This is a genomic window from Bradyrhizobium sp. NBAIM18, assembly GCF_020193825.1.
Classification (GTDB): Bacteria; Pseudomonadota; Alphaproteobacteria; order Rhizobiales; family Xanthobacteraceae; genus Bradyrhizobium; species Bradyrhizobium yuanmingense.
Window position 1 is genome coordinate 200,136 of record NZ_JADYVO010000009.1, and the last position, 20,921, is coordinate 221,056.

23 protein-coding genes and 2 tRNA genes are annotated in these 20,921 nt (G+C 64.6%); 19 read left to right on the forward strand and 6 right to left on the reverse strand.

Features of this window, described 5'->3' with window-relative positions; all coding sequences use genetic code 11:
• Positions 1 to 75 precede the first annotated feature (75 nt).
• The gene (locus tag I6F17_RS21490) at positions 76 to 1,083 is read right to left on the reverse strand and encodes an LLM class flavin-dependent oxidoreductase (protein ID WP_225124387.1); all 1,008 of its coding nucleotides are present in this window, start codon (positions 1,081 to 1,083) and stop codon (positions 76 to 78) included.
• A gap of 252 nt (positions 1,084 to 1,335) precedes the next feature.
• Between I6F17_RS21490 and I6F17_RS21495 the strand changes: the two genes are divergently transcribed.
• From I6F17_RS21495 to I6F17_RS21510, 4 genes are all read left to right on the forward strand, one after another.
• A complete protein-coding gene (locus tag I6F17_RS21495) occupies positions 1,336 to 1,839 on the forward strand; it encodes a Twin-arginine translocation pathway signal (RefSeq protein ID WP_225124388.1) in 504 nt (167 codons plus the stop codon).
• 13 nt (positions 1,840 to 1,852) lie between these two features.
• Positions 1,853 to 2,491 carry a ferric reductase-like transmembrane domain-containing protein gene (locus I6F17_RS21500; RefSeq protein WP_225124389.1) on the forward strand — a complete coding sequence of 213 codons (639 nt, stop codon included), beginning with the start codon at positions 1,853 to 1,855 and terminating at the stop codon, positions 2,489 to 2,491.
• A 99-nt stretch (positions 2,492 to 2,590) separates the two neighbouring features.
• Entirely contained in the window at positions 2,591 to 3,403 is an 813-nt protein-coding gene (locus I6F17_RS21505) for a class I SAM-dependent methyltransferase (protein WP_225124390.1), read from the forward strand.
• A 47-nt stretch (positions 3,404 to 3,450) separates the two neighbouring features.
• Positions 3,451 to 3,927: a cyclic nucleotide-binding domain-containing protein gene (locus I6F17_RS21510; RefSeq protein ID WP_225124391.1), complete on the forward strand. Its 477-nt coding sequence runs from the start codon at positions 3,451 to 3,453 to the stop codon at positions 3,925 to 3,927.
• A 125-nt stretch (positions 3,928 to 4,052) separates the two neighbouring features.
• Here I6F17_RS21510 and I6F17_RS21515 read toward each other — a convergent pair whose 3' ends face one another.
• From I6F17_RS21515 to I6F17_RS21525, 3 genes are all read right to left on the reverse strand, one after another.
• A complete protein-coding gene (locus I6F17_RS21515; RefSeq protein ID WP_036039819.1) occupies positions 4,053 to 4,256 on the reverse strand; it encodes a hypothetical protein in 204 nt (67 codons plus the stop codon).
• Positions 4,257 to 5,035: 779 nt separating this feature from the next.
• The gene (locus tag I6F17_RS21520) at positions 5,036 to 5,386 is read right to left on the reverse strand and encodes a RidA family protein (protein WP_036039840.1); all 351 of its coding nucleotides are present in this window, start codon (positions 5,384 to 5,386) and stop codon (positions 5,036 to 5,038) included.
• A 63-nt stretch (positions 5,387 to 5,449) separates the two neighbouring features.
• Positions 5,450 to 5,524, reverse strand: a tRNA-Thr gene (locus I6F17_RS21525).
• Between the two features lie 317 nt (positions 5,525 to 5,841).
• On the opposite strand from I6F17_RS21525, the gene I6F17_RS21530 reads away from it, so the two are divergent.
• The 15 genes from I6F17_RS21530 to I6F17_RS37770 all read left to right on the forward strand — a co-directional run bounded on the left by I6F17_RS21530 (position 5,842) and on the right by I6F17_RS37770 (position 18,910).
• Positions 5,842 to 6,030, forward strand: coding sequence for a hypothetical protein (locus I6F17_RS21530; protein WP_036039820.1), 189 nt, complete (start codon positions 5,842 to 5,844; stop codon positions 6,028 to 6,030).
• A gap of 39 nt (positions 6,031 to 6,069) precedes the next feature.
• Positions 6,070 to 7,776 carry an FAD-dependent oxidoreductase gene (locus I6F17_RS21535; RefSeq protein ID WP_225124446.1) on the forward strand — a complete coding sequence of 569 codons (1,707 nt, stop codon included), beginning with the start codon at positions 6,070 to 6,072 and terminating at the stop codon, positions 7,774 to 7,776.
• Between the two features lie 126 nt (positions 7,777 to 7,902).
• Positions 7,903 to 8,211 carry an EthD family reductase gene (locus I6F17_RS21540; protein ID WP_036014366.1) on the forward strand — a complete coding sequence of 103 codons (309 nt, stop codon included), beginning with the start codon at positions 7,903 to 7,905 and terminating at the stop codon, positions 8,209 to 8,211.
• 191 nt (positions 8,212 to 8,402) lie between these two features.
• Entirely contained in the window at positions 8,403 to 8,912 is a 510-nt protein-coding gene (locus tag I6F17_RS21545) for a hypothetical protein (protein ID WP_036014365.1), read from the forward strand.
• 150 nt (positions 8,913 to 9,062) lie between these two features.
• Positions 9,063 to 9,887, forward strand: a complete 825-nt coding sequence (locus tag I6F17_RS21550; protein ID WP_036039828.1) for an alpha/beta hydrolase — start codon at positions 9,063 to 9,065, stop codon at positions 9,885 to 9,887.
• A 141-nt stretch (positions 9,888 to 10,028) separates the two neighbouring features.
• The gene (locus I6F17_RS21555; protein WP_225124392.1) at positions 10,029 to 10,472 is read left to right on the forward strand and encodes a DUF2948 family protein; all 444 of its coding nucleotides are present in this window, start codon (positions 10,029 to 10,031) and stop codon (positions 10,470 to 10,472) included.
• Positions 10,473 to 10,611: 139 nt separating this feature from the next.
• Entirely contained in the window at positions 10,612 to 11,907 is a 1,296-nt protein-coding gene (hisD, locus tag I6F17_RS21560) for a histidinol dehydrogenase (RefSeq protein WP_225124393.1), read from the forward strand.
• Entirely contained in the window at positions 11,904 to 12,401 is a 498-nt protein-coding gene (locus I6F17_RS21565) for a UPF0262 family protein (RefSeq protein ID WP_225124394.1), read from the forward strand. The genes hisD and I6F17_RS21565 overlap by 4 nt, the downstream gene beginning before the upstream one ends.
• A gap of 5 nt (positions 12,402 to 12,406) precedes the next feature.
• Complete coding sequence (locus I6F17_RS21570) at positions 12,407 to 12,874, forward strand: arsenate reductase ArsC (protein ID WP_036039833.1); 468 nt, start codon at positions 12,407 to 12,409, stop codon at positions 12,872 to 12,874.
• 154 nt (positions 12,875 to 13,028) lie between these two features.
• A complete protein-coding gene (locus I6F17_RS21575; protein ID WP_225124395.1) occupies positions 13,029 to 13,658 on the forward strand; it encodes a Maf-like protein in 630 nt (209 codons plus the stop codon).
• A 166-nt stretch (positions 13,659 to 13,824) separates the two neighbouring features.
• Positions 13,825 to 14,007 carry a DNA gyrase inhibitor YacG gene (yacG, locus tag I6F17_RS21580; RefSeq protein WP_225124396.1) on the forward strand — a complete coding sequence of 61 codons (183 nt, stop codon included), beginning with the start codon at positions 13,825 to 13,827 and terminating at the stop codon, positions 14,005 to 14,007.
• 186 nt (positions 14,008 to 14,193) lie between these two features.
• Positions 14,194 to 14,269: transfer RNA gene (locus tag I6F17_RS21585), tRNA-Phe, on the forward strand.
• A 249-nt stretch (positions 14,270 to 14,518) separates the two neighbouring features.
• Positions 14,519 to 15,151, forward strand: a complete 633-nt coding sequence (locus tag I6F17_RS21590) for a DUF1326 domain-containing protein (RefSeq protein ID WP_057027610.1) — start codon at positions 14,519 to 14,521, stop codon at positions 15,149 to 15,151.
• 60 nt (positions 15,152 to 15,211) lie between these two features.
• The gene (locus tag I6F17_RS21595) at positions 15,212 to 15,991 is read left to right on the forward strand and encodes a DUF2182 domain-containing protein (protein ID WP_225190444.1); all 780 of its coding nucleotides are present in this window, start codon (positions 15,212 to 15,214) and stop codon (positions 15,989 to 15,991) included.
• 351 nt (positions 15,992 to 16,342) lie between these two features.
• Positions 16,343 to 18,910: an EAL domain-containing protein gene (locus I6F17_RS37770; RefSeq protein WP_276573235.1), complete on the forward strand. Its 2,568-nt coding sequence runs from the start codon at positions 16,343 to 16,345 to the stop codon at positions 18,908 to 18,910.
• Between the two features lie 6 nt (positions 18,911 to 18,916).
• On the opposite strand, the gene I6F17_RS21615 is transcribed toward I6F17_RS37770, so the two are convergent.
• The gene (locus I6F17_RS21615; protein WP_225124398.1) at positions 18,917 to 20,134 is read right to left on the reverse strand and encodes a cyclopropane-fatty-acyl-phospholipid synthase family protein; all 1,218 of its coding nucleotides are present in this window, start codon (positions 20,132 to 20,134) and stop codon (positions 18,917 to 18,919) included.
• A gap of 3 nt (positions 20,135 to 20,137) precedes the next feature.
• Positions 20,138 to 20,887 carry a DUF1365 domain-containing protein gene (locus I6F17_RS21620; RefSeq protein WP_225124399.1) on the reverse strand — a complete coding sequence of 250 codons (750 nt, stop codon included), beginning with the start codon at positions 20,885 to 20,887 and terminating at the stop codon, positions 20,138 to 20,140.
• Positions 20,888 to 20,921 lie beyond the last annotated feature (34 nt).

Below are 20,921 nucleotides of genomic sequence, written 5' to 3' on the forward strand. Positions count from 1 at the left end.
TACCCTTCCATATCCCGAGTTTAGGACGCCATTGCGGAGCCTGCAATCTCACGCTGTTTTTCAGCCGGAGCCAGTTCAGCGATTGGGCGACGCCGCCAGCCGGTCGCGCACCTCCGCGGCGATCTCGAACGAGCGAAGCCGCGCGGTGTGGTCGTAGATCTGCCCCGTGGTCATCAATTCGTCCGCGCCGGTTTCAGTGATCAGCGCCTTCAGCTTCGCTTCGACCGCATCGGGCGACCCGACCGCCGAGCACGACAGCGCTTGCGCAACGCCGGCCTTCTCCGCCGGCGACCACAGCGCGTCCATGTCGTCGACCGGCGGCGGCAGCGGGCCGGGCGTGCCGCGGCGCAGGTTGATGAATTGCTGCTGCAGCGAGGAGAACATCCGCTGTGCCTCTTCATCGCTGTCGGCCGCGAACACGTTGACGCCGATCATCGCATAGGGCTTGTCGAGCTGCGCCGAGGGCTCGAACCGCGCACGATATTCGCGCAGCGCCGGCATCATCATCTGCGGCGCGAAATGCGAGGCGAACGCGAACGGCAGCCCCAGCATCGCCGCAAGCTGCGCGCCAAAGGTGCTCGATCCCAAAATCCACAGCGGCACCTTGGTCCCCATGCCGGGCACGGCGCGGATCGCCTGGTTCGGTTGGACGTCGCCGAGCAGCGCCTGCAGCTCCAGCACGTCATGCGGAAAGTTCTCGGACGTGGTGGCAAGGTCGCGCCGCAGCGCCCGCGCGGTGAACTGGTCGGTGCCCGGCGCCCGCCCCAGCCCGAGATCGATCCGCCCGGGATAGAGCGATTCCAGCGTGCCGAACTGCTCGGCGATGACCAGCGGCGAGTGGTTCGGCAGCATGATCCCGCCGGAGCCGACGCGGATCGTTTTCGTTCCGCCCGCGATGTGGCCGATCACCACCGACGTCGCCGCGCTCGCGATGCCCGTCATGTTGTGATGCTCGGCCAGCCAGAACCGCTTGAAGCCCCACGTCTCGGCATGCCGGGCCAGATCGAGCGAATTGCGAAAGGCCTGCGACGCGTCGCCGCCCTGGCAGATGGGTGCGAGGTCGAGCACGGAGAAGGGGATCATGGGAGGGCTGCCGGTGTGGAGGGGCCGCGTGACGGTGCGCGCTTGCAGGACACACATGTAGTGGCAGCGCGCCGAATAGGTAGAGCACTTGCGGGCCCCTCTTATCAGCTCATCTGCGAGATGCACGCCGCGAAGACGGCCGTTCACAACACTGTTATTGCAGGCCCTGGCGCCCCTCGCGCCAACTGGGCGTTTTACACCTGGTATTGTAGCTTGCGGGAAGCAGCTGCGCTGCTGCCAGGAGGAACTGACATGACCATGGTCGTCTTCAACCGCCGCAACCTCCTCGCTGCCGGCGGCTCCGTCCTCGCAACGGGCCTTCTGGCGACCGGCGCTTCCGGCCTCCTGCTGCCCGCCCGTGCGGCGGGCCTCGCACCGACCGAGTCGATGTCGGGCGGCGCGAACAATTACCGCAAGGGCGCGGCGATCGTGGAGCGGATCGGCAAGGGCGGTTTCTGGATGAGCGGCACCGTGCGCCGCGCCGGCGACGGGGCTCCGCTGGCCGGGCAACGAATCCAGATCTGGGCGCACACCGTCGAAGGGCGGGAGCACGAGCCGCAGAGCCATGGCGCAACGCTCACCGACAAGGACGGCAAGTTCCGGCTGGAGATGCCGCAGATCATTCCGATCTTCGGCCAGCCGCACGGCCACCTCGCCTATGACAGCGGCGAGTTCAAGACCGTCTTCCTGCGGCCGGTGATGCGGAGCGCCAAGGAGACCAGCCTCGAGGCGCACTTCGTGCTGCAGCCGGCTTGAACCCGACTTGCAGATGACGCAATGGAGATCGGCCCGGGCGCCCCTGATCTGGGTCGCCCTTGGCTTGGCGATCGGCGTGCCGGTTGCACTTGCTGCAGCCAGCGAGCAGCTCGCATGGCGCGATCCTGTCTACATTATCGCCGGCTTCGCCGGGGTCATCGCCCTCGGTCTCGTGCTCGTGCAGCCCTTGCTGATCGGCGGCTACCTGCCGCGATTGTCGGCCTATCGCGGCAGGCGCGCCCATCACTGGATCGGCGGCGCGCTCGTTCTGGCGATTCTGATCCACGTCGCCGGGCTCTGGATCACCAGCCCGCCCGACATGGTGGACGCACTGACCTTCTCGTCGCCGACGCCATTCTCTCCCTTCGGCGTGATCGCGATGTGGGCCATCTTCGCGGTTGCATTCCTGGCTCTACTGCGAAGGCGGTTGGGATTGCGCCCGCGAACCTGGCGCATCATCCATATTCCCCTCGCCATCGTCATCGTCGCAGGCAGCGTGGTCCATTGCCTGCTGATCGAGGGGACGATGGAGACAATCTCGAAGGCGGCGCTCTGTGCGCTCGTCCTCGCCGCAACGGTGAAAGTCATGATTGACCTGCAGATGTGGCGGAAGCGAAAGACGCCGCGCGGGGAGAATGTCGCGCGGCAATAATCCGGCGGATCAGGTCACCTCCGGGACTTCCCCAGTCCCATCTCTTGTGCGCAGAATGGCGCGCGCCAAGCATCGTCATCGGGCCGGGAGGATCTCGAAATGGCAGAGCAGACCATTCGCTTCGACGATGGTGCCGCCTACGAGCAGATGATGGGAATCTGGAGCCGGTTCGCCGGCGAGATATTCCTTGATTGGCTGGCACCTCCTACCGGCTTGCGGTGGATCGACATCGGCTGCGGCAACGGCGCCTTCACTGAACTCCTGGTCGAGCGCTGCAGCCCTGCCGAGGTCCAGGGCATTGACCCCTCGGCCGAGCAACTCGCTTTTGCGCGCACACGACCTGCGGCGCGCGTGGCAAAGTTTCACCAGGGCGATGCGATGGCACTTCCTTTCGCCGACGCCAGCTTCGATGCGGCTGTGATGGCGTTGGTTCTGGTGTTCGTTCCGGACCCCGCGAGGGGCGTCAGCGAAATGGTGCGGGTCGTTGTCCCCGGCGGTGCGGTCATGACGTATATGTGGGACATGTTGGGTGGCGGCTTTCCGCTCGACCCGATCTATGACGAGATGAAGGCAATGGGCATTCCGGCAACGCGGCCGCCGCGGATGGACGCCTCTCGCATGGAAGCGTTGCGGGACCTGTGGCGAGGAGCAGGTCTCGAGGACGTGCAAACGCGAGAGATTACGGTGCAACGGACGTTTTCAGGTTTCGACGACTTCTGGGCAATCAGTCTGAAGTCCCCCGCGCTCCGGCCTTCCGTTGCCGCCATGAGGCCCGCAGACGTCGAGACGCTCATAGCGCGGGTGCGTGCGGGTCTGCCGGCGCATGCGGACGGCCGCATCACCTGCACTGCGCGCGCGCACGCGATCAGGGGGCGAAGGGCGCTGCGCGCGGAGAGTGTCGCGGGACAGTGAACGGCGCCTTGCTTGCCGCAGATTGCGGCGGGGCGTATCTTGGCCCAATGCTCGTCACGTCCCCCGATCTGAAAGGGTTCCTGCTGGCGACGCCGTTCTTCGGCGGGCTTTCGGAGGCAGGCCTCGACCTCTTGATCTCGATGCTGGTCGAGCGCCGCTTCGAAGCCGCCGCGACCGTTGTGGCCGAGGGCGAGCCGGGACGTTCGATGTTCATCGTCAAGTCCGGCCGGCTGGCGGTGAGCAAACGCACGCATGCGGGCAGGGTCATCCCGATATCGCGTTTGGAGCCTGGCGATTTCTTCGGCGAGATGACGCTGATCGAAATGCAGAACCGCTCCGCCACGGTTATCGCGGAGGCGCCGACCGTGCTGTACGAGCTGACGGCCCAAAAGCTCTATGCCTGCTACAAGGCCGACATCCACGCCTATGTGATCGTCCTGCAGAACATCAATCGCGAGCTATGCCGGCGGTTGCGCCGGGCCGACGATCGTTTCGCGGCGCTGCAGAAGAATGGCGACCATTGATGGTGCGCTGTGCGTAGGATGGGTAGTGCCCTGCGAAACCCGTCATGTTTCGTGGCTCGACAAGGAGCAGATGGGCTTCGCTACGCTCTACCCATCCTACGGGCTACTGAGATCCTCGACGCGCATCACGACTTGTCGTGCGCGTACTTCTCCAGGACCAGCCGATTATACTCGTCCCTGACGGCTCTGCGGGAAACATGCCCCTTCCGGTCCTTGGCGATTTTCAGAAGATCAGGATCGGTCGGTGCTTTTGATTTTCGCCGAAATCTCGCAATGAAAGGAATCGTCGGCTCCGACATCCTTCCAAACAGGCGGTCGAACCATCCCATCGTGTCCTCCCGGACAGGTCGCAAGCGAAAAGACTAGCACCATGAAATGAGGGGTCAACGTGCCGTGTGGCCGCAACCTTTCGAAGAGGCGCAACCGGAAGGACACCGATCGCAACGCTTCTGGCCCGTCGGGCAAAACACCACCTCTCCCGCGCAGCCCCCGTCAATCCCTTCCCGCAAATATATTCCACTTTACCGAAATTCGGAATTGCGGTATCCATCGCCCATCCCGGCCCAGGGAGAGGGGCGATCGTACGTCGTCACGAACGAGGGCCAGGGTGCGGTGGACGCGGCTGCGTCGGGCACGCGGGGGTCTCACAGCGTGCGGAACGGACGGCGCCAACATCCGGCGAAGCCTCTTGGCGGAGCCGGAAGCTGCGTACGGCAAAACCGTGTGGTCCTGACCGTCGTTGCTACGGTCAAGCCTTGCGGAGATGCTTCTGGGCTCGACCGGGTCCTGAGGCGTCGTCAATTCGCGAGGTGACGGAGGCCAGAAGGAACTCGGCTCCGGGGAGAGCAGGCATAAGCCGTCAAACCACTGCGCAGGGAAGGCCGTGTGTTGGGCTTCACCTGTATGCCGCTGTGCAGTTTTCTGCGTGTGCTGTCGCACAGCGGACCATGGGTGCCAGCCGGCACCCGGCCTTCCCTGCGCCCTCTCTTCAAAGAGGGACAAGGAAACCAGCAAAACTCGGGCGTTTCGGGCCGCGAGAATGCCGAGCCATGTGTGGAAGACTGGCGAAACGACCGAACTTGCTCGCCTCGCCGATGTCGCTTGGGTATCAGCGGCGCGCGGCGATCGCCGTCAGCTCCAGCTTGACGCCCGGGCCGAGATCCGCAACGCCGATCGCGGCACGCGCCGGCAGATGCTCCGCGGTGAAATAGCGCTTCCACACCTGGTTGAACGCGGCCTTCTCCGTGAGGTCGGCCAGGAAGATCGTCACCTGCAGAACGCACGAGAGATCGGATCCGGCGCCCTCGAGCAGGGTCTTCATCTGGCGCAGCACGTCGTCGGCCTGGCCGGCCATGTCGAGCCCGGCATCTTCAGGAACGATGCCGCCGAGATAGAGCACGCCATTATGCTCGACGATCTCGTGGAGCAGTCCTTCATAGGGCAGGGAACGGGTGATCACGATCGCATCCGTGGCTGTTGCGGGCTCGCTGCCAGGAGGAGGGCTCGCGTCGATGAGGAAAGCTGGTGCTGCCAGACAGGATTGAACTGTCGACCTCTCCATTACCAATGGAGTGCTCTACCACTGAGCTACGGCAGCATGTGCTGGGACAAGAATCGGCCGCCCGAGGGGCCTACCAAGCGGGCCGATATCTGCCACAAGCCCCCCTCCTGCGCAAGCTTGCTAGCCCCGCCAAAACGAGAAAATCGGGCCGATATCGGCGCCAAAATCCCCGTTTTCGCCCGAACTGACCGACTTCACGCCGATTCGGGGTCTGATATCCCTGCCCAACTGGGCAGTTGGCCTGGGGGCCGGATTCGATCCATCTCGCGTTTCGCAAGGGTCCTATCGCCTCACCCTCTTGAGCTGCCACACTTCGATGGCATCCTGTGGCCGGTTGCTGTGATGGAGCCGCGATGGGCGACGAGACTGACAAGAGCGCGAGGCAGGCGAGGGCGTCCCGGGACGACCGGCTGAAATCGGCGCTGCGCGAAAACCTGAAGCGGCGGAAGTTGCAGGCGCGCGAACGCGCCGCAAGCACCGACCCCTCGCAGAACGACGATGGTTCCCTAAATGAGGGGGCCGCCGGCAAGACCTCTCGTTGAACGCCGGCGGCTGGAAATTTTGGAGTGCATGCAGTGGCCATGGGGCAGGACGAAACACAACGAACCGACCGTGATGCGCAGCTGTTGCGGTTCACCCGCCCCGAGCAGACCTTTCCGGCGCTGACGCCCGCCGAGATCGAACGGATCAGGCACTTCGGCGAAATCCGCACCTATGCGGACGGCGAGTTGCTGTTCGAGACCGGCAAGCCCGGGCCCGGCATGTTCGTGGTGCTGGCGGGCCACGTCGCCATCACCCAGCGCGACGGTCTCGGTCACGTCACTCCGGTGATCGATCAGGGGCCGGGTCAATTTCTGGCCGAGCTTGGCCAGCTCTCGGGCAGGCCGGCGCTGGTCGACGGTCGCGCCGAAGGCAATGTCGAGGTGCTGCTCGTCCCGCCGGACCGGCTGCGCGCGCTGCTGGTGGCCGAAGCCGAGCTTGGCGAGCGCATCATGCGCGCGCTGATCCTGCGCCGGGTCAATCTGATCCAGGGCGGCATCGGCGGCCCCGTGCTGATCGGGCCCTCGAACTCCGCGGGCGTGGTGCGCCTGCAGGGCTTTCTCACCCGCAATGGCCAGCCGCATCATCTGCTCGATCCCGAGAGCGAGCATGACGCCGCCGAACTGATCGCGCGCTATTCGCCGAAGCCGGAGGATTGGCCGCTCGTCGTCACGGCCGGCGGCACGGTGCTGCGCAATCCCAGCGAGACCGAGCTCGGCCGCGCCATCGGCATGATCGGCGGGGCCAAGGACAACCGCATCTACGATGTCGCCATCGTCGGCTGCGGGCCGGCGGGGCTCGCGACCGCGGTCTATGCGGCGTCCGAAGGTCTCTCGGTCGCGGTCGTCGACACCCGCGCCTTCGGCGGCCAAGCCGGCGCCAGCGCGCGCATCGAGAACTATCTGGGCTTCCCGACCGGCATCTCCGGCCAGGCGCTGGCGGGCCGCGCCTTCACCCAGGCGCAGAAGTTCGGCGCCGACATCATGATTCCGATGTCGGTGAGCTCGCTGGATTGCTCGCGCGCCAACGGCACCTTCGCGCTGGCGCTGGATTGCGGCGAGACCTTGCGCTCCCGTTCGGTGGTGGTCGCCAGCGGCGCGCGCTACCGCCGTCCCCATATCGCCAACCTCGACAAGTTCGAGGGCCGCGGCGTCTGGTACTGGGCATCGCCCGTGGAGGCGCGACTCTGCGCCGGCGAGGAGGTGGCTCTGGTCGGCGCCGGTAATTCGGCTGGCCAGGCGGCCGTGTTCCTGTCGGGCCATGCCAAACGCGTGTTGATGATCATCCGCGGCGGCGGCCTTGGCGCCAGCATGTCGCGCTATCTCATCGAGCGCATCGAAGCGACCCCGAACATCGAACTGATGTTCAACACCGAGATCACCGCGCTCGAGGGCGACGAGGCCTCGCTGCTGCGGCGCATCCGCTGGAAGAGCCGGCTCTCGGATGACGAGGATTCCGCCGACATCCGCAATCTCTTCCTGTTCGTCGGCGCCGATCCCGCCACGTCCTGGCTCGACGGTTGCGGCGTGACGCTCGATCGCGGCGGCTTCGTGGTCACGGGCGCGCAGTCGGAGCAGAACCAGGGCAAGCTGGTGGCGCCGCTGGAGACCTCCGTGCCCGGCGTCTACGCCGTCGGCGACGTCCGCTCCGGCTCGGTCAAGCGCGTCGGCGGCGCCATCGGCGAGGGCGCGCAGGTCGTTGCCTCCCTGCATGGCTATCTCGGCGACGCCGCAAAACCGGCGCTTTAGTCAAGGACAAGGCAAGGCAATGGCAAGCCGCAAGGGACTTGCCATTGCGCTGCGTCCCGCGAGACTATCGCCTCGTCGCGAGGCAAATCGCGCGCGGAAAAAACAACGATTCAACGGGAGGACCAAATGGCTGAAGTCGTCGTGCTCTACAAGACACCCAAGGATGCTGCCGCCTTCGACAAATACTATGCCGAGACGCACATTCCACTCGCCAAGAAACTTCCCGGCCTGAAGAACTACGCCGTCAGCAAAGGGCCGGTCGCATCTCCGGCAGGCCCTTCCGGAATCCATCTCGTCGCCATCCTCACCTTCGACAGCGTGGCCGACGTTCAGGCCGCCTTTGCCAGCCCGGAAGGCAAGGCGACCGGCGCCGACGTGCCGAAATTCGCCAGCGGCGGTGCCGACATCCTGATCTTCGATACCAAGAACGTGTGAGTTCGATTCAACTTTCGTCGAAAGCCTGCCGTCGTTTGTGACAGCGCTGCAAAAAGTTCAGCCATGCGTTTTTCGATTTCGCACGATGACGCATGGCTGCGCTCATGCATGTGACGACAACGCAGGTGGTAATCCGATGAGGACCGTAATACTATTCTCGTCACCTCAACGCCGAGAGTAGGAGAGATGTCATGGTGCTTGGCCTAAGCCTGCCCGCCCTTACGCTGATCCATGTCATCATCAGCCTGATTGCCATCGTCGCCGGGCTTGTCGTGATGTTCGGCCTGCTTGGCTCGAAGTCGATGCCGGGCCTGACTGCGATCTTCCTGCTGTTCACCATTCTCACCAGCGCGACTGGTTTCCTGTTTCCATTCAAGGAGCTGCTGCCCTCGCACATCATCGGCATCATCTCGCTGGTGCTGCTCGCGATTGCCTGTTTCGCGCTCTACGGCATGAAGCTCGGCGGCGTCTGGCGCCCGGTCTACATCGTCACCGCGATGATCTCGCTCTATTTCAACGTCTTCGTGCTGGTGATCCAGTCGTTCCTCAAGGTGCCCGCACTTGCCGCGCTCGCGCCCGCCGTGCCCCCGGCGCCGCCATCGGGGCCGGTCTTCGCCGTGGTGCAGGGCATCGTGCTGGTGTTCTTCGTCGTGCTGACCATCGGCGCCTGGCGCCGCTACAAGCCCCTGGCGTTTGCCTGATTGGCCCCTCTCGTCATTCCGGCCATCGCACAGCGATAAACTCTGGTGCGCAATCGCGCACCAGAGAATCCCGATTTATCAATCTCCAGATTCCGGGTTCGCGCTGACGCGCGTCCCGGAATGACGTCTCTCATTGAAAGGAGCCCCACCATGCCCACCATCACCACCAAAGACGGCGTCGAGATCTTCTACAAGGACTGGGGCTCGGGCCAGCCGATCGTGTTCAGCCATGGCTGGCCGCTGTCCTCGGACGATTGGGACGCGCAGATGATGTACTTCGTCACGCGCGGCTATCGCGTCATCGCCCATGACCGCCGCGGCCACGGCCGCTCGGCGCAGGTCGCCGACGGCCACGACATGGATCATTATGCCGACGATCTCGCCGCGCTCACCGCGCATCTCGACCTCAAGAACGCCCTCCATGTCGGCCATTCCACCGGCGGCGGCGAGGTCGTGCACTACATCGCCCGTCACGGCGAGAGTCGCGTCGCGAAGGCCGCGATCCTCTCGGCGGTGCCGCCGCTGATGGTGCAGACCGCGGCCAATCCCGGCGGCCTGCCCAGAAGCGTGTTCGACGATTTCCAGGCCCAGCTCGCCGCCGGCCGCTCGGCCTTCTACCGCGACATCGCCGCCGGCCCGTTCTACGGCTACAACCGCCCCGGCGCAAAACCGCTGGAAGCCGTGATCGAGAACTGGTGGCGCCAGGGCATGATGGGTGGCGCGAAAGCGCATTACGACGGCATCGTCGCGTTCTCGCAAACCGATTTCACTGAGGATCTGAAGAAGATCAACGTGCCGGTTCTGGTGATGCATGGCGACGACGACCAGATCGTGCCATACGCGGATTCGGCGCCGCTCTCGGCCAAGCTGCTGAAGAAAGGCATCCTGAAGACCTACAAGGGATTCCCCCACGGCATGCCGACCACCCATGCCGAGACGATCAACGCGGATCTCCTGGCGTTCTTCAGGGAGTGAGGTTTCACGACTCTAACCCTTCCCTTGCTGTGGGAAAGGGTGGCTCGCCGCATAGCGGCGAGCCGGTCCAGGGCCTAACTTGTGTGGAAATTTCGGGGCTCGTGTGCGTTGAGCCCCGTCCAGTCAAGGAGAGGCGCGGCGATGTCGCCCCAGCTCAAACTGATCGCTCTCGACGCCGACGACCTCGCCGTGATCTCGACCCATGTCCAGGACGCCCGCGTCCAGGCTTCCGATATCATCTGGCGGCAGGGCGAGAAACGGCTTGTGGTCGGAATGAGCCGGCTGGACTGGGAGCAGACCTTGGAGGGCGAGACCGAGCCGCGCCGGCTGGTCGCAGCGCTCCGTTTCGACCGTGTGCTCGCCTGCAAGTCGCGCAACATTGACCTCGCCGCGCCGGACAAGATCCTGGATCTCGTCGGCATTGAATTTCACCCCCAGGACGGCCGAGCCGAGGAGCCCGGCGGCAGCGCCCTGCTTTTGTTCGCCCAGGGCTGCGCCATCCGCCTGGACGTCGAGTGTCTGGAATGCGAGCTGACCGACCTCGGGGCTGACACGCTGGGCACGGGAGTCCAGGGGGAGGGGTGAAGAGGCCGTATACCAGCCGAATGGGCCCTGGCTGGGATGGCATCTGCCGAGGGTTGACGCAGCTTTCCCGCCGCGCCATTGAGCAGGGGACCTGGTGCGCCGACCCGCCCCTCAAGACCAGCCGGAAGCCAAGCGAAACATGCCCGTTCGCCTCGACCGCAGCAGCGCCGATTTCGACCAGCGATTCGCCGCCTTCCTCGCCGCCAAGCGCGAGGCGTCGGCCGACGTCGAGACCGCCGCCCGCGCGATCGTCGACGACGTGGCCAAGCGTGGCGATGCCGCCCTGCTCGAGGCGACGGCCAAGTTCGACCGCCTGAAGCTGGACGCATCCTCCTTGCGCGTCTCCGCCGCCGAGATCGAGGCCGCCGTGAAGGCCTGCGAGCCTGCGACGCTGGATGCGCTCGAGCTCGCGCGCGACCGCATCGAGACCTATCACCGCCGCCAGCTGCCGAAGGACGAGCGCTTCACCGATCCGCTCGGCGTCGAGCTCGGCTGGCGCTACACCGCGATCGAATCCGCCGGCCTCTACGTCCCCGGCGGCACGGCGGCCTATCCCTCCTCGGTGCTGATGAATGCCGTGCCGGCGAAAGTCGCCGGCGTGTCGCGCCTCGTGATGGTGGTGCCCTCGCCTGACGGCAAGCTCAATCCGCTGGTCCTGGCGGCCGCCCATCTCGGCGGCGTCACCGAGATCTACCGTGTCGGCGGTGCGCAGGCGGTGTCCGCGCTCGCGCACGGCACCGCGACCATCGCGCCTGTCGCCAAGATCGTCGGCCCGGGCAATGCCTATGTCGCCGCCGCGAAACGGCTGGTGTTCGGCAAGGTCGGCATCGACATGATCGCCGGCCCCTCGGAGGTGCTCGTCATTGCCGACGACACCGGCAATGCCGACTGGATCGCCGCCGACCTCTTGGCGCAGGCCGAGCACGATTCCAGCGCGCAGTCGATCCTGATCACGGACTCCGCGCGCCTCGCTACCGACGTCGAAAAGGCGGTCGAGGCGCAGCTGAAGACGTTGCCGCGCGCCGCGATCGCCAGTGCGTCCTGGGCCGATTTCGGCGCCGTCATCATGGTGAAGAACCTGGGCGACGCCGTCCCGCTTGCCGACGCCATCGCGGCCGAGCATCTCGAGATCATGAGCGTCGATCCCGACGCGCTCGCTGCGAAGATCCGCAATGCCGGCGCGGTGTTCCTCGGACCGCACACGCCCGAAGCGATCGGCGATTACGTCGGCGGCTCCAATCACGTGCTGCCGACGGCGCGCTCGGCGCGGTTTTCCTCCGGCCTCTCGGTGCACGATTTCATGAAGCGCACCTCGATCCTGAAATGCGGGCCCGACCAATTGCGTGCGCTGGGTCCCGCCGCGATGACGCTCGGCAAGGCGGAGGGGCTGGATGCCCATTCCCGCTCGATTGGATTGCGCCTCAATCTGTCATGACAAAGCCGCCCGCACAGGACGACTCGACCAATCGCATCGTCAGCGTCACGCTCGACGAGGAATCGATCGGCCGTTCCGGGCCCGACATCGAGCACGAGCGGGCGATCGCGATCTACGATCTGATCGAGCAGAACCTGTTTGCGCCCGAGGGCGCGGACGGCAAGGGCCCGTTCACGCTGCATATCGGCATCACCGGCAACCGGCTGATGTTCGACATTCGCCGCGAGGACGGCACGCCCGTCGTCGCGCATCTGCTCTCGCTGACGCCGTTCCGGCGGATCGTGAAGGACTATTTCATGATCTGCGACAGCTATTACCAGGCGATCCGCACCGCGACCCCCGATAAGATCGAGGCCATCGACATGGGCCGCCGCGGCATCCACGACGAAGGATCGCGCACGCTGCAGGAGCGGCTGAAAGGCAAGGTGCGGGTCGACTTCGAGACCTCGCGCCGGCTGTTCACGCTCATTACAGTCCTGCACTGGAAGGGCTGAGCGCGATGGCGGATCCGCCACGCGCACGCGATCCTCAGTCGGTGCTGTTCGCCTGTGCGATGAACAGCGTGCGCTCGCCGATGGCCGAGAGCCTGTTGCACCACATGTTTCCGCAAGGGCTCTATGTGAAGTCGGCCGGCACCAGGAAGGGCGAGCTCGATCCCTTCGCCGTCGCCGTGATGGGCGAGCTCGGCCAGGACATCTCCGGCCACAAGCCGCAGACCTTCGAGGAACTGGAGGATTGGGAGGGGCTGAATTTCGACCTCATCATCACGCTCTCGCCCGAGGCGCATCACAAGGCGCTGGAGCTGACGCGAACGCTCGCGGCCGAGGTCGAATACTGGCCGACGCAGGATCCCACCACCATCGAAGGCAGCCGCGACCAGAAGTTGGCTGCCTATCGCGAGGTCTGCGATCAGCTCCTGATGCGCATCCGGCGGCGCTTCGCCAAGGTCGGCGCGGCGAGCGGGTAGCATCAGCCCGCCGTAACACCCGCGTCACAGAGAGCAGGCACAGCCGTGGCGGATACCTCGAATCACCAAACTCCGGTTCCCGGGTTGTGAAATCAGCCCCCTTCCGATAGGTTCCGCGCGCAATTCACCCCTGCCTCGTCTCCCAAATCACCTGATGCTTGGCCGCCCCAAATTCGTACTTGCCTCCGGCTCGCCGCGTCGGCTGTCGCTGCTCAACCAGGCCGGCATCGAGCCGGATGCGCTCCGGCCGGCCGACGTCGACGAGACGCCGAAGCGGGGCGAGCTGCCGCGCGCCTGCGCCAACCGGCTAGCGAGGGCCAAGGCCGACGCTGCGCTGAAGTCGGTGCAGCTCGACGACGAGCTGCGCGGCGCCTTCATCCTCGCCGCCGATACAGTGGTGGCGGTCGGCCGCCGCATCCTGCCCAAGGCCAATCTGGTCGACGAAGCCGCGCAGTGCCTGCGGCTGCTGTCGGGCCGCAACCACCGCGTCTACACCGCGATCTGCCTGGTCACGCCGCGCGAGGCCTTCCGCCAGCGCCTGGTCGAGACGCGCGTGCGCTTCAAGCGCCTCTCCGAGGACGACATCCAGGCCTATATCGGCTCCGGCGAATGGCGCGGCAAAGCCGGCGGCTACGCCGTGCAGGGCATCGCCGGATCCTTCGTGGTCAAGATGGTGGGGTCCTACACCAACGTCGTCGGCCTGCCGCTCTACGAGACCACGACACTGCTCGGCGGCGAGGGCTTTCCGATCCGCTTCGGCTGGCTCAATACCACCACGGTGTGAGCTCAAGTGAGCCCAAGGGCCGCGCCGACAAAAACCTCGAAAACAACCCCATGCACAGTAGAATGGCCCCGCCGGGTCCGACCAGCGGCGCATGCGCGGCTGCACCGGGAACCCGTTTCCCCGCGGGCGCTTGAACCCCGTTACCTCGTGTAAGCTGCCGACATCCATGGACGACCAGGTCACCAAGCCCACCGGCCCGCTCAAAACCTGTCCGATCTGCGGCAAGCCGCAGGCGCAGGCCACCCGTCCGTTCTGCTCCTCGCGCTGTCGCGACGTCGATCTGAACCGCTGGCTGAAAGGCTCCTACGTCATCCCCGGCCGCGACGACGAAGCCGACGACGTCGAATAGTCAAGCCGTATCAAGATGTTAATGGCCTTGCTGAGGCGCCCCGCACCAGCCGCAGCAACCCCGCCCCACCTTGTGCACAGACGGGCCGCGCCCGGCGCAGCCACTTGGCGAAGCCGGGTGGACAGGCCGCCTCGAGCCCACTATAAACCGCCCGCTCGATGGGCTTTGGCCCCTCTCTTGGAGCACGCCCAGGTAGCTCAGTTGGTAGAGCATGCGACTGAAAATCGCAGTGTCGGTGGTTCGATTCCGCCCCTGGGCACCATTCTCCTAACGTCGGACATCCCCCGAGCTGTGGCCCCCCGAAGGCACTCCCCTCGTTCGCTATACGTAGCCGGCGGCCACTGATATGATCCTCCGACGGTAAACGGCAGCTCGCCACCATACTTTTCTGCGATGCCGGCCTTCTGATCGGACCTCGATCCCGCTCGCGCCATTTCGCGTTGCTTCGACAAGAACGCTGAACAAATTCGTCAACGGCTGCCGCGTCCCCGCTCATATCAGGAGATGTGCCATGACTGCATCGGACTGGCGTCTCGAAGGCGAATGGATGAAGAACTGCACCTGTGCGTTCGGCTGCCCCTGCGATTTCAACGCACGGCCGACCCAAGGCTATTGCAAGGGATTGGTCGCCATGCGGATCGCCAAGGGACACTTTGAAGGGACCAGGCTCGATGGTCTCTGCTTTGCGATCACGGTCGATTTCCCCGGGCCGCTGCATGAGGGCAACGGGACAATCCAGCCCATCATCGACGAACGCGCCACGGCGGAGCAGCGACAGGCGTTGTTCGATATCTTCTCCGGTAAGCATTCGGCCGAAGGCACGCTGTTCCAGATCGTCAGCATGATCGTCACCAAGATCCATGATCCCGTGTTCGTGCCGTTCGAATTCTCCTTCGACAAGGACGGACGCGTCGCAAGACTCGTCGCCAAGGGCGTGCTCGAGACCGATGTCGAGCCGATCAAGAATCCGGTGACCGGTGATCCGCACCGCATCCAGGTGGTCATGCCCGAAGGGTTCGAACATCGGGCGGCCGAGGTCGCATCCGCCGACATCCGCTCGACCGGCGCGATCCGGTTCGAGACCCGCGCTACGCATAGCTCGCTCGCCAACGTCGTGCAGACGCCCAAGGGCGTTGCGGCATGATGCGGCGCTGACACCGACACAAGATCTCGGTGTCAGCTCCTCGTCGCCATGGACAAGTCGATGCAGGAGCGCTCGATACTCGAACACTTGCTCCACCGCGAGCGGCTGATCGTCGCGATCGGAACCGCCGCAGTGGTGGCGCTCGCCTGGGCCTATCTCGCCGCCGGCGCCGGCATGGACACCGAGATGATGGCCGACATGCCCGACATGGCGCCGATGCCGTGGACACCGTTCTATGGCGCGCTGCTGTTCGTGATGTGGTGGGTGATGATGGTCGCGATGATGGCGCCGAGCGCGGTGCCCACCGTTCTCTTGTATGCGACCGTGAAGCGCAAGCAGGAGGCTGCTTCCCGCGCCGCAATCGATAGCTGGATCTTTCTCGTCGGCTATCTCGTGACGTGGGCCGGGTTCAGTCTCGTCGCAGTCCTGGTACAAGGAGCATTCGAACGCTTCGGGTTGCTGTCGATGGCGATGGCAAGCACCAGCGCGATTCTGGGCGGCACCGTCCTGATTGCAGCAGGGCTTTATCAGTTCACGCCGCTCAAACAGGCCTGCCTGCGCTATTGCGACAGTCCGCTGTTGTTTCTCAGCCGACATTGGCGGCCCGGCACGCGCGGCGCATTCCGGATGGGACTTCGCCACGGCAGCTACTGCGTCGGCTGCTGCTGGTTTCTGATGGTATTGCTGTTCGTCGGCGGCGTGATGAACCTGGTCTGGATCATCGGCATCGCGCTCTATGTCGCCGCCGAGAAGCTGCTGCCGTTCGGCCAACGACTGAGTTATGCGGCAGGCGCGCTCCTCGTCCTTTCCGGCACGATCGTTGTTGCGCGCGCGATGTGAAAAGCGGTCCAAAGACGGTTAAAATGTGCCGCTTTCGACATGCCGATGTGCCTGATTGCTCAAAACCGGCCGACCTCCGTGATGATACGGATGCTTTGAGCTAAGAATTGAGCTTCCTCCAAACAAAAACTTAAGGCTGTTTCAGCTAGCTTTGCGCCATGAACAGCACCGCGCCCGGCTTCGAGCCGCGGGTGCCCCTGTGCAGTCGAGGCGGAGACAAGCGATGCCAATACTGCGGCCGAGCGCAGTTCTGCCCTGGCGGCCGAAGCGGGGGTGCGGGTCGTGATTCCCGCAGGGGCAGTCCGCAAAGCCGGAAGAGCGATCCTGCGGAATGCTCCGCTGCAGATCGCATTGTTCTTTCTCCCCCTGGTCTGGATCGGCTATTTCGCAATCACCGCCTCCGAGCGGATGGATGCGATGCAGCAAGCGCGGTCGCACGGCAACAGCGTCGCCGAATTGTTCGAGGAGAACACCGAGCGCATCTTCGAGCGCGTGGATCAGTCGTTGCTGGTGGTACAGGCACTCTACGCCCAGGATCCGCTGGCCTTCAGCTTGAAGTTCTGGTCCGACAAGGCCCGCCTCGCCACCGGCGACGTGGTCCAGTTCGCTCTGATCGGATCGGACGGATACATGATCGAGACGACGGCGGGCTATTCCGGTCCGCCGCTCTATCTCGGTGATCGCGAGCACTTCATTCAAACCATGGCGCAGGCCGACGATCGCCTTTACGTGGCGAAGCCAGTGCTGGGCCGCGCGTCCAAAAAGTGGACGATACAGCTCGCGAGAAAGCTGTTCGATCTCGCCGGCAATCGGGTCGGCGTTGTTGTCGGCTCGATCAGCGTCGACGTCGTCGGCAGGTTCTACGACACCGCAAAGCTCGGCGTCGGAGGAACGCTGGTGCTCAGGAATGCGAGCCACGTCGTGCTCGCCGCCCGGGGCGTGGACCAGGGGTCAGTGCTGGGACAAAGCGCGCCGAGCCGCGTCGCGGGCGAACTGGGCGACGGCTTCTATGCGCAATATTGGAACGAGAACCGACCGGACCGCAGCGACCGGCTGATCACGGCGCGCAGGTCGCGCGCGTTTCCGCTCATCTTCACCGTCGGCATTTCGGAGCAGGAGATCTATTCCCGCTCCGCCTTCAGGCAGAAGGTCTATCTCGGCGGCGCGCTGCTGCTCACGTTCATCATCCTCGCCGCGACCACATTTCATTGGCGGCGGCAGCAGGCGCTGGATCGCGCCCACCGCGAGCGGCGCGATTTCGCCAGCAAGTTCGAGGATGCGCTCAGGAACCTACCGCAGGGCTTGAGCATGTTCGATGGCCGTGACCGCCTGATCGCGTTCAACCGGCAATGGCTCGAACTTTACGACCTCGTGCCGGAAGACATCCGGATCGGCATGGACTTCCGGGAGGTGTTCGCGAAGCAGACCGCCGTGCTCGACGTCGAGGCGTACCTCGTCGATTTGAAGAACCGGCTCGCCCAGTCGGAGCAGATCTCGAACACCGTGCAGTTTCCGGACGGCCGGGTCGTCTACATCTCCTACGGCCGGCGCGAGGGCGGCGGCTGGGTTGCCACGCATGAGGACATCACCGAGCGCAAGGCGTCGGCGGACCGCATCGAGCGGCTCGCGCATTACGACAGTCTCACCGGCCTTGCCAATCGCAACCTGTTCAAGGAGCGTATCGACGAGGCGCTGGCCCGCCCGCGCCGGCTGGAGCCCGCTTTCGCCGTGCTCCTGCTCGATCTCGACAAGTTCAAGTCGGTCAATGATGCGCTCGGCCATCAATGCGGCGACGCGTTGCTGAAGCAGGTTGCCGACCGGATCATGGCGCAGATCCGTGATGCCGATACGGCGGCGCGAATCGGCGGCGACGAGTTTGCCGTCATCGTGGCACCCGGCCGGGCCGCGATGCGCGAGGGCGCTGAAAGCCTGGCCGCGCGGCTGGTCGAGGCCATTGCCGAACCCTTTCACATCGATGGCCACCCCGTCGTGAGCGGCTGTAGCATTGGCCTTGCGCTCGTGCCCGAGCACGGCACGCGGGTCGACGAGATCCTTCGCAACGCCGATCTTGCGCTCTACAGGTCGAAGAATGCCGGCAGAAACTGCTTCCACGTCTATTCACCGGAGCTCAAGGCGGAAGCGGATCAACGCAACGTGCTCGAGATCGAGCTGCGTGAAGCGATCTGGCGTGAGGAGATTGAGCTGTTTTATCAGCCTGTGATCGAGCTCGGCACCGGTCGGGTAAAATCGGTCGAGGCCCTGGCGCGCTGGCATCACGGCACCAGGGGCTACGTCCCTCCGGCGGAGTTCATTGCGGTTGCCGAGGCGGGGGGACTGATCGTCGAGCTCGGCCACCAGGTGCTCGCCAGGGCCTGCCGCGATGCGATGAACATGCCGGGCGACATCAAGGTCGCTGTCAATCTCTCCGCCCTGCAATTTGCCAGCGCCAATCTCGTCGACACCGTGACCTTTGCGTTGACGCAGAGCGGGCTTCCGCAGACCCGACTCGAGCTCGAGATCACCGAAAGCGTATTTCTCGCCGACACCGAGGAGAACCTCAGGACGCTCCAGCGCCTCAAGGCGCTCGGCGTCTCCATTGCCCTCGACGATTTCGGTGTCGGATACTCGTCGTTGTCCTATTTGACGGCCTTTCCTTTCGACAAGGTCAAGATCGACAAATCCTTCATCGACAGGGTCGATCGCTGCGAGACCGTCGCCGTGCTGAAATCCATCGTGCAGCTCGCAAAGACGCTGAAGCTGTCGATCGTCGCCGAGGGGGTGGAGTCCTCCGAACAGGTCAGACGGCTCCAATCGCTCGGCATCCCGCTCGGCCAGGGATTTCACTTCAGCAAGCCCGTGCCGCTCACCGAACTCTCCTGGCAAGCCCCCACGGCGCGCCGGAAGCGGCGGGTGGCGTGAGTTGCCTCACCCCCGCCGTGCAAACACCAGCTGCCTGACGTCGATCTTTCCGGCCCTGAACCCGGCCTCGCAGTAGCACAGGTAATATTCCCACAGCCGGCGGAACGGCTCGTCGAAGCCGAGAGAGGTCAGGTCGATCCATGCGCGGCTGAAATTGTCCCGCCAGAGTGAAAGTGTCTTGGCATAATCCTGTCCAAACACACGCTCGCGAATCACGGGCAGCTCGAAGCGTTCGCCGAGCCCGTGCAGGATGTTGGTCGAAGGCAGCATCCCTCCTGGAAAGATGTATCTCTGGATGAAGTCCACGCGCTGCCGATAAAGGCCGAAGAGCTCGTCGCGGACCGTAATGGCCTGGATGCCCGCCAGACCGCCCGGTTTCAGGCGCTGGTACAGCTGGCTGAAATAGGCAGGCCAGAATTGCTCGCCGACGGCCTCGATCATCTCGATGGAGGCAATGCGGTCGAATCGGCCTTCCTGATCCCGGTAATCCTGCAGCCGCACCTCGACCTTCTCGGCGAGCCCGGCTTGGTGGATTCGCCGACTGGCAAATTCGTGCTGCTCCTTGCTGATGGTGAGCGCCAATACGCTGGCGCCGTAAGTCTTTGCGGCAAATTCGGCGAACCCGCCCCAGCCGCACCCGATCTCGAGCACGGTCTGGCCGGGCTGCAATTCGATCGCCTTCGCCAGCTGTTCGTATTTGTGCCGTTGCGCGGCCGGCAGGTCGGGCGTCTCGGCCGAGAACAGAGCCGATGAGTAGGTCATGCTCGAATCGAGCCACGCAGCGAAGAACTTGTTGCCGAGATCATAATGCTTGTGGATGTTGTGCCGCGAACCGCCTTTGGTGTTGCGGCGGAGGCGATGGAGCGCCCGCCGGCACAGGCGCACCAGCATGCTTCCGGCAAAGGCATTGTCGACCAGATCGTCGTTGAGACACAATACGTAGAGAAGCTGGGCGAGATCGGGCGTGGTCCAGTCGCCGCGGACGTAAGCCTCGGCCATGCCGATATCGCCGCCGATGACGAGGCTGCGGGCAAACCTGTAATTCTTCAGCTCGATCGTGGCCGACGGACCCGGAAGCTGGCCGCGCAACGTGACCATTCGCTGGTCGGGAAGGCGCACATGGAGGGTGCCGCGCCGGAGCTGCGATGCGAGGCGCAAGGCCAGCCGGGCAAGGAATGGGACACCATCGAATTGAGCGGCTTGATGAGCGGCTGCCAGGTCCATGGATCAAATCCCGCGTTGTTTCAAACGAGGCAAGTACGGCACACCTTTGAGCCACAGCCGCATCGCTTCCCAATGAATGGCTGCGATCACCTTGAACGTCAGGAAGGGCAGACCGACGAGCGCCGCCAGCAGCGCGCGGCTGGTGAGCGCCCGGCGTCGTCCGCGGAACGCTGCGGCGAACATCGCGCCCTGATCGCCCGTCTGTACGATTCTGACCGCTACATTCTGCTCCGGCGGAGAAATGCTGAAACGGTAATGCGTCCCCATTTCCATGAAGGGTGATACGTAGAACTCCTTGGCCTGGCTCTGCCTGATTGCGCAGTCCGGTCGCGCGTCCTGCACGGGCAGCACGTAGGAATGCATCTCTCCGAAGGTGTTGCGGACCTCGTAGATCAGCAGCGCAAGATCGCCCGATGCCCCATAGCAGAAGTAGATCGAAAGCGGGTTGAACACGTAGCCCAGAACCCGGGGATAACACAGCAGGAGTATGCGGCCTTCCGAGAGGTCGATGCCGCGCTCCGCGGCGATTCGCCTGACGTATTGGCTGAGGCCCGCGCCCTTGCGGTCGCCATGATCGCGCTCGTGGAAGCTGAAGGCGGCTGCTCGATTGACATCAAACAGCCAGGACTGGCGAGGTGCTTCATGCAAGCGGTCGAGGTCGATCAAGAGGCTCATCACGCGATAGGTGAACCTGTGATGCACAGGCCGCCAGCGTGCGTGCATCACCTTTCCCCAGTAGAGCGCGGCGGGCATTGTCGCATCGTCCGCTTTGTCGGGGTTCGTTCGG

Bases quoted from the DNA above. Each gene is read 5' to 3' on its own strand.
- I6F17_RS21540 (WP_036014366.1), top strand. From the start codon at position 7,903: ATGGCTGAAGTCGTCGTGCTCTACAAGACACCCAAGGATGCTGCCGCC.
- I6F17_RS21615 (WP_225124398.1), bottom strand. From the start codon at position 20,134: ATGGACCTGGCAGCCGCTCATCAAGCCGCTCAATTCGATGGTGTCCCA.
- I6F17_RS21565 (WP_225124394.1), top strand. From the start codon at position 11,904: ATGACAAAGCCGCCCGCACAGGACGACTCGACCAATCGCATCGTCAGC.
- yacG (WP_225124396.1), top strand. From the start codon at position 13,825: ATGGACGACCAGGTCACCAAGCCCACCGGCCCGCTCAAAACCTGTCCG.
- I6F17_RS21535 (WP_225124446.1), top strand. From the start codon at position 6,070: ATGGGGCAGGACGAAACACAACGAACCGACCGTGATGCGCAGCTGTTG.
- I6F17_RS21570 (WP_036039833.1), top strand. From the start codon at position 12,407: ATGGCGGATCCGCCACGCGCACGCGATCCTCAGTCGGTGCTGTTCGCC.
- I6F17_RS21550 (WP_036039828.1), top strand. From the start codon at position 9,063: ATGCCCACCATCACCACCAAAGACGGCGTCGAGATCTTCTACAAGGAC.
- I6F17_RS21530 (WP_036039820.1), top strand. From the start codon at position 5,842: ATGGGCGACGAGACTGACAAGAGCGCGAGGCAGGCGAGGGCGTCCCGG.
- I6F17_RS21500 (WP_225124389.1), top strand. From the start codon at position 1,853: ATGACGCAATGGAGATCGGCCCGGGCGCCCCTGATCTGGGTCGCCCTT.
- hisD (WP_225124393.1), top strand. From the start codon at position 10,612: ATGCCCGTTCGCCTCGACCGCAGCAGCGCCGATTTCGACCAGCGATTC.
- I6F17_RS21505 (WP_225124390.1), top strand. From the start codon at position 2,591: ATGGCAGAGCAGACCATTCGCTTCGACGATGGTGCCGCCTACGAGCAG.
- I6F17_RS21595 (WP_225190444.1), top strand. From the start codon at position 15,212: ATGCAGGAGCGCTCGATACTCGAACACTTGCTCCACCGCGAGCGGCTG.
- I6F17_RS21495 (WP_225124388.1), top strand. From the start codon at position 1,336: ATGACCATGGTCGTCTTCAACCGCCGCAACCTCCTCGCTGCCGGCGGC.
- I6F17_RS21510 (WP_225124391.1), top strand. From the start codon at position 3,451: ATGCTCGTCACGTCCCCCGATCTGAAAGGGTTCCTGCTGGCGACGCCG.
- I6F17_RS21490 (WP_225124387.1), bottom strand. From the start codon at position 1,083: ATGATCCCCTTCTCCGTGCTCGACCTCGCACCCATCTGCCAGGGCGGC.
- I6F17_RS21620 (WP_225124399.1), bottom strand. From the start codon at position 20,887: ATGCCCGCCGCGCTCTACTGGGGAAAGGTGATGCACGCACGCTGGCGG.
- I6F17_RS21555 (WP_225124392.1), top strand. From the start codon at position 10,029: ATGTCGCCCCAGCTCAAACTGATCGCTCTCGACGCCGACGACCTCGCC.
- I6F17_RS21545 (WP_036014365.1), top strand. From the start codon at position 8,403: ATGGTGCTTGGCCTAAGCCTGCCCGCCCTTACGCTGATCCATGTCATC.
- I6F17_RS21575 (WP_225124395.1), top strand. From the start codon at position 13,029: ATGCTTGGCCGCCCCAAATTCGTACTTGCCTCCGGCTCGCCGCGTCGG.
- I6F17_RS21515 (WP_036039819.1), bottom strand. From the start codon at position 4,256: ATGGGATGGTTCGACCGCCTGTTTGGAAGGATGTCGGAGCCGACGATT.
- I6F17_RS21590 (WP_057027610.1), top strand. From the start codon at position 14,519: ATGACTGCATCGGACTGGCGTCTCGAAGGCGAATGGATGAAGAACTGC.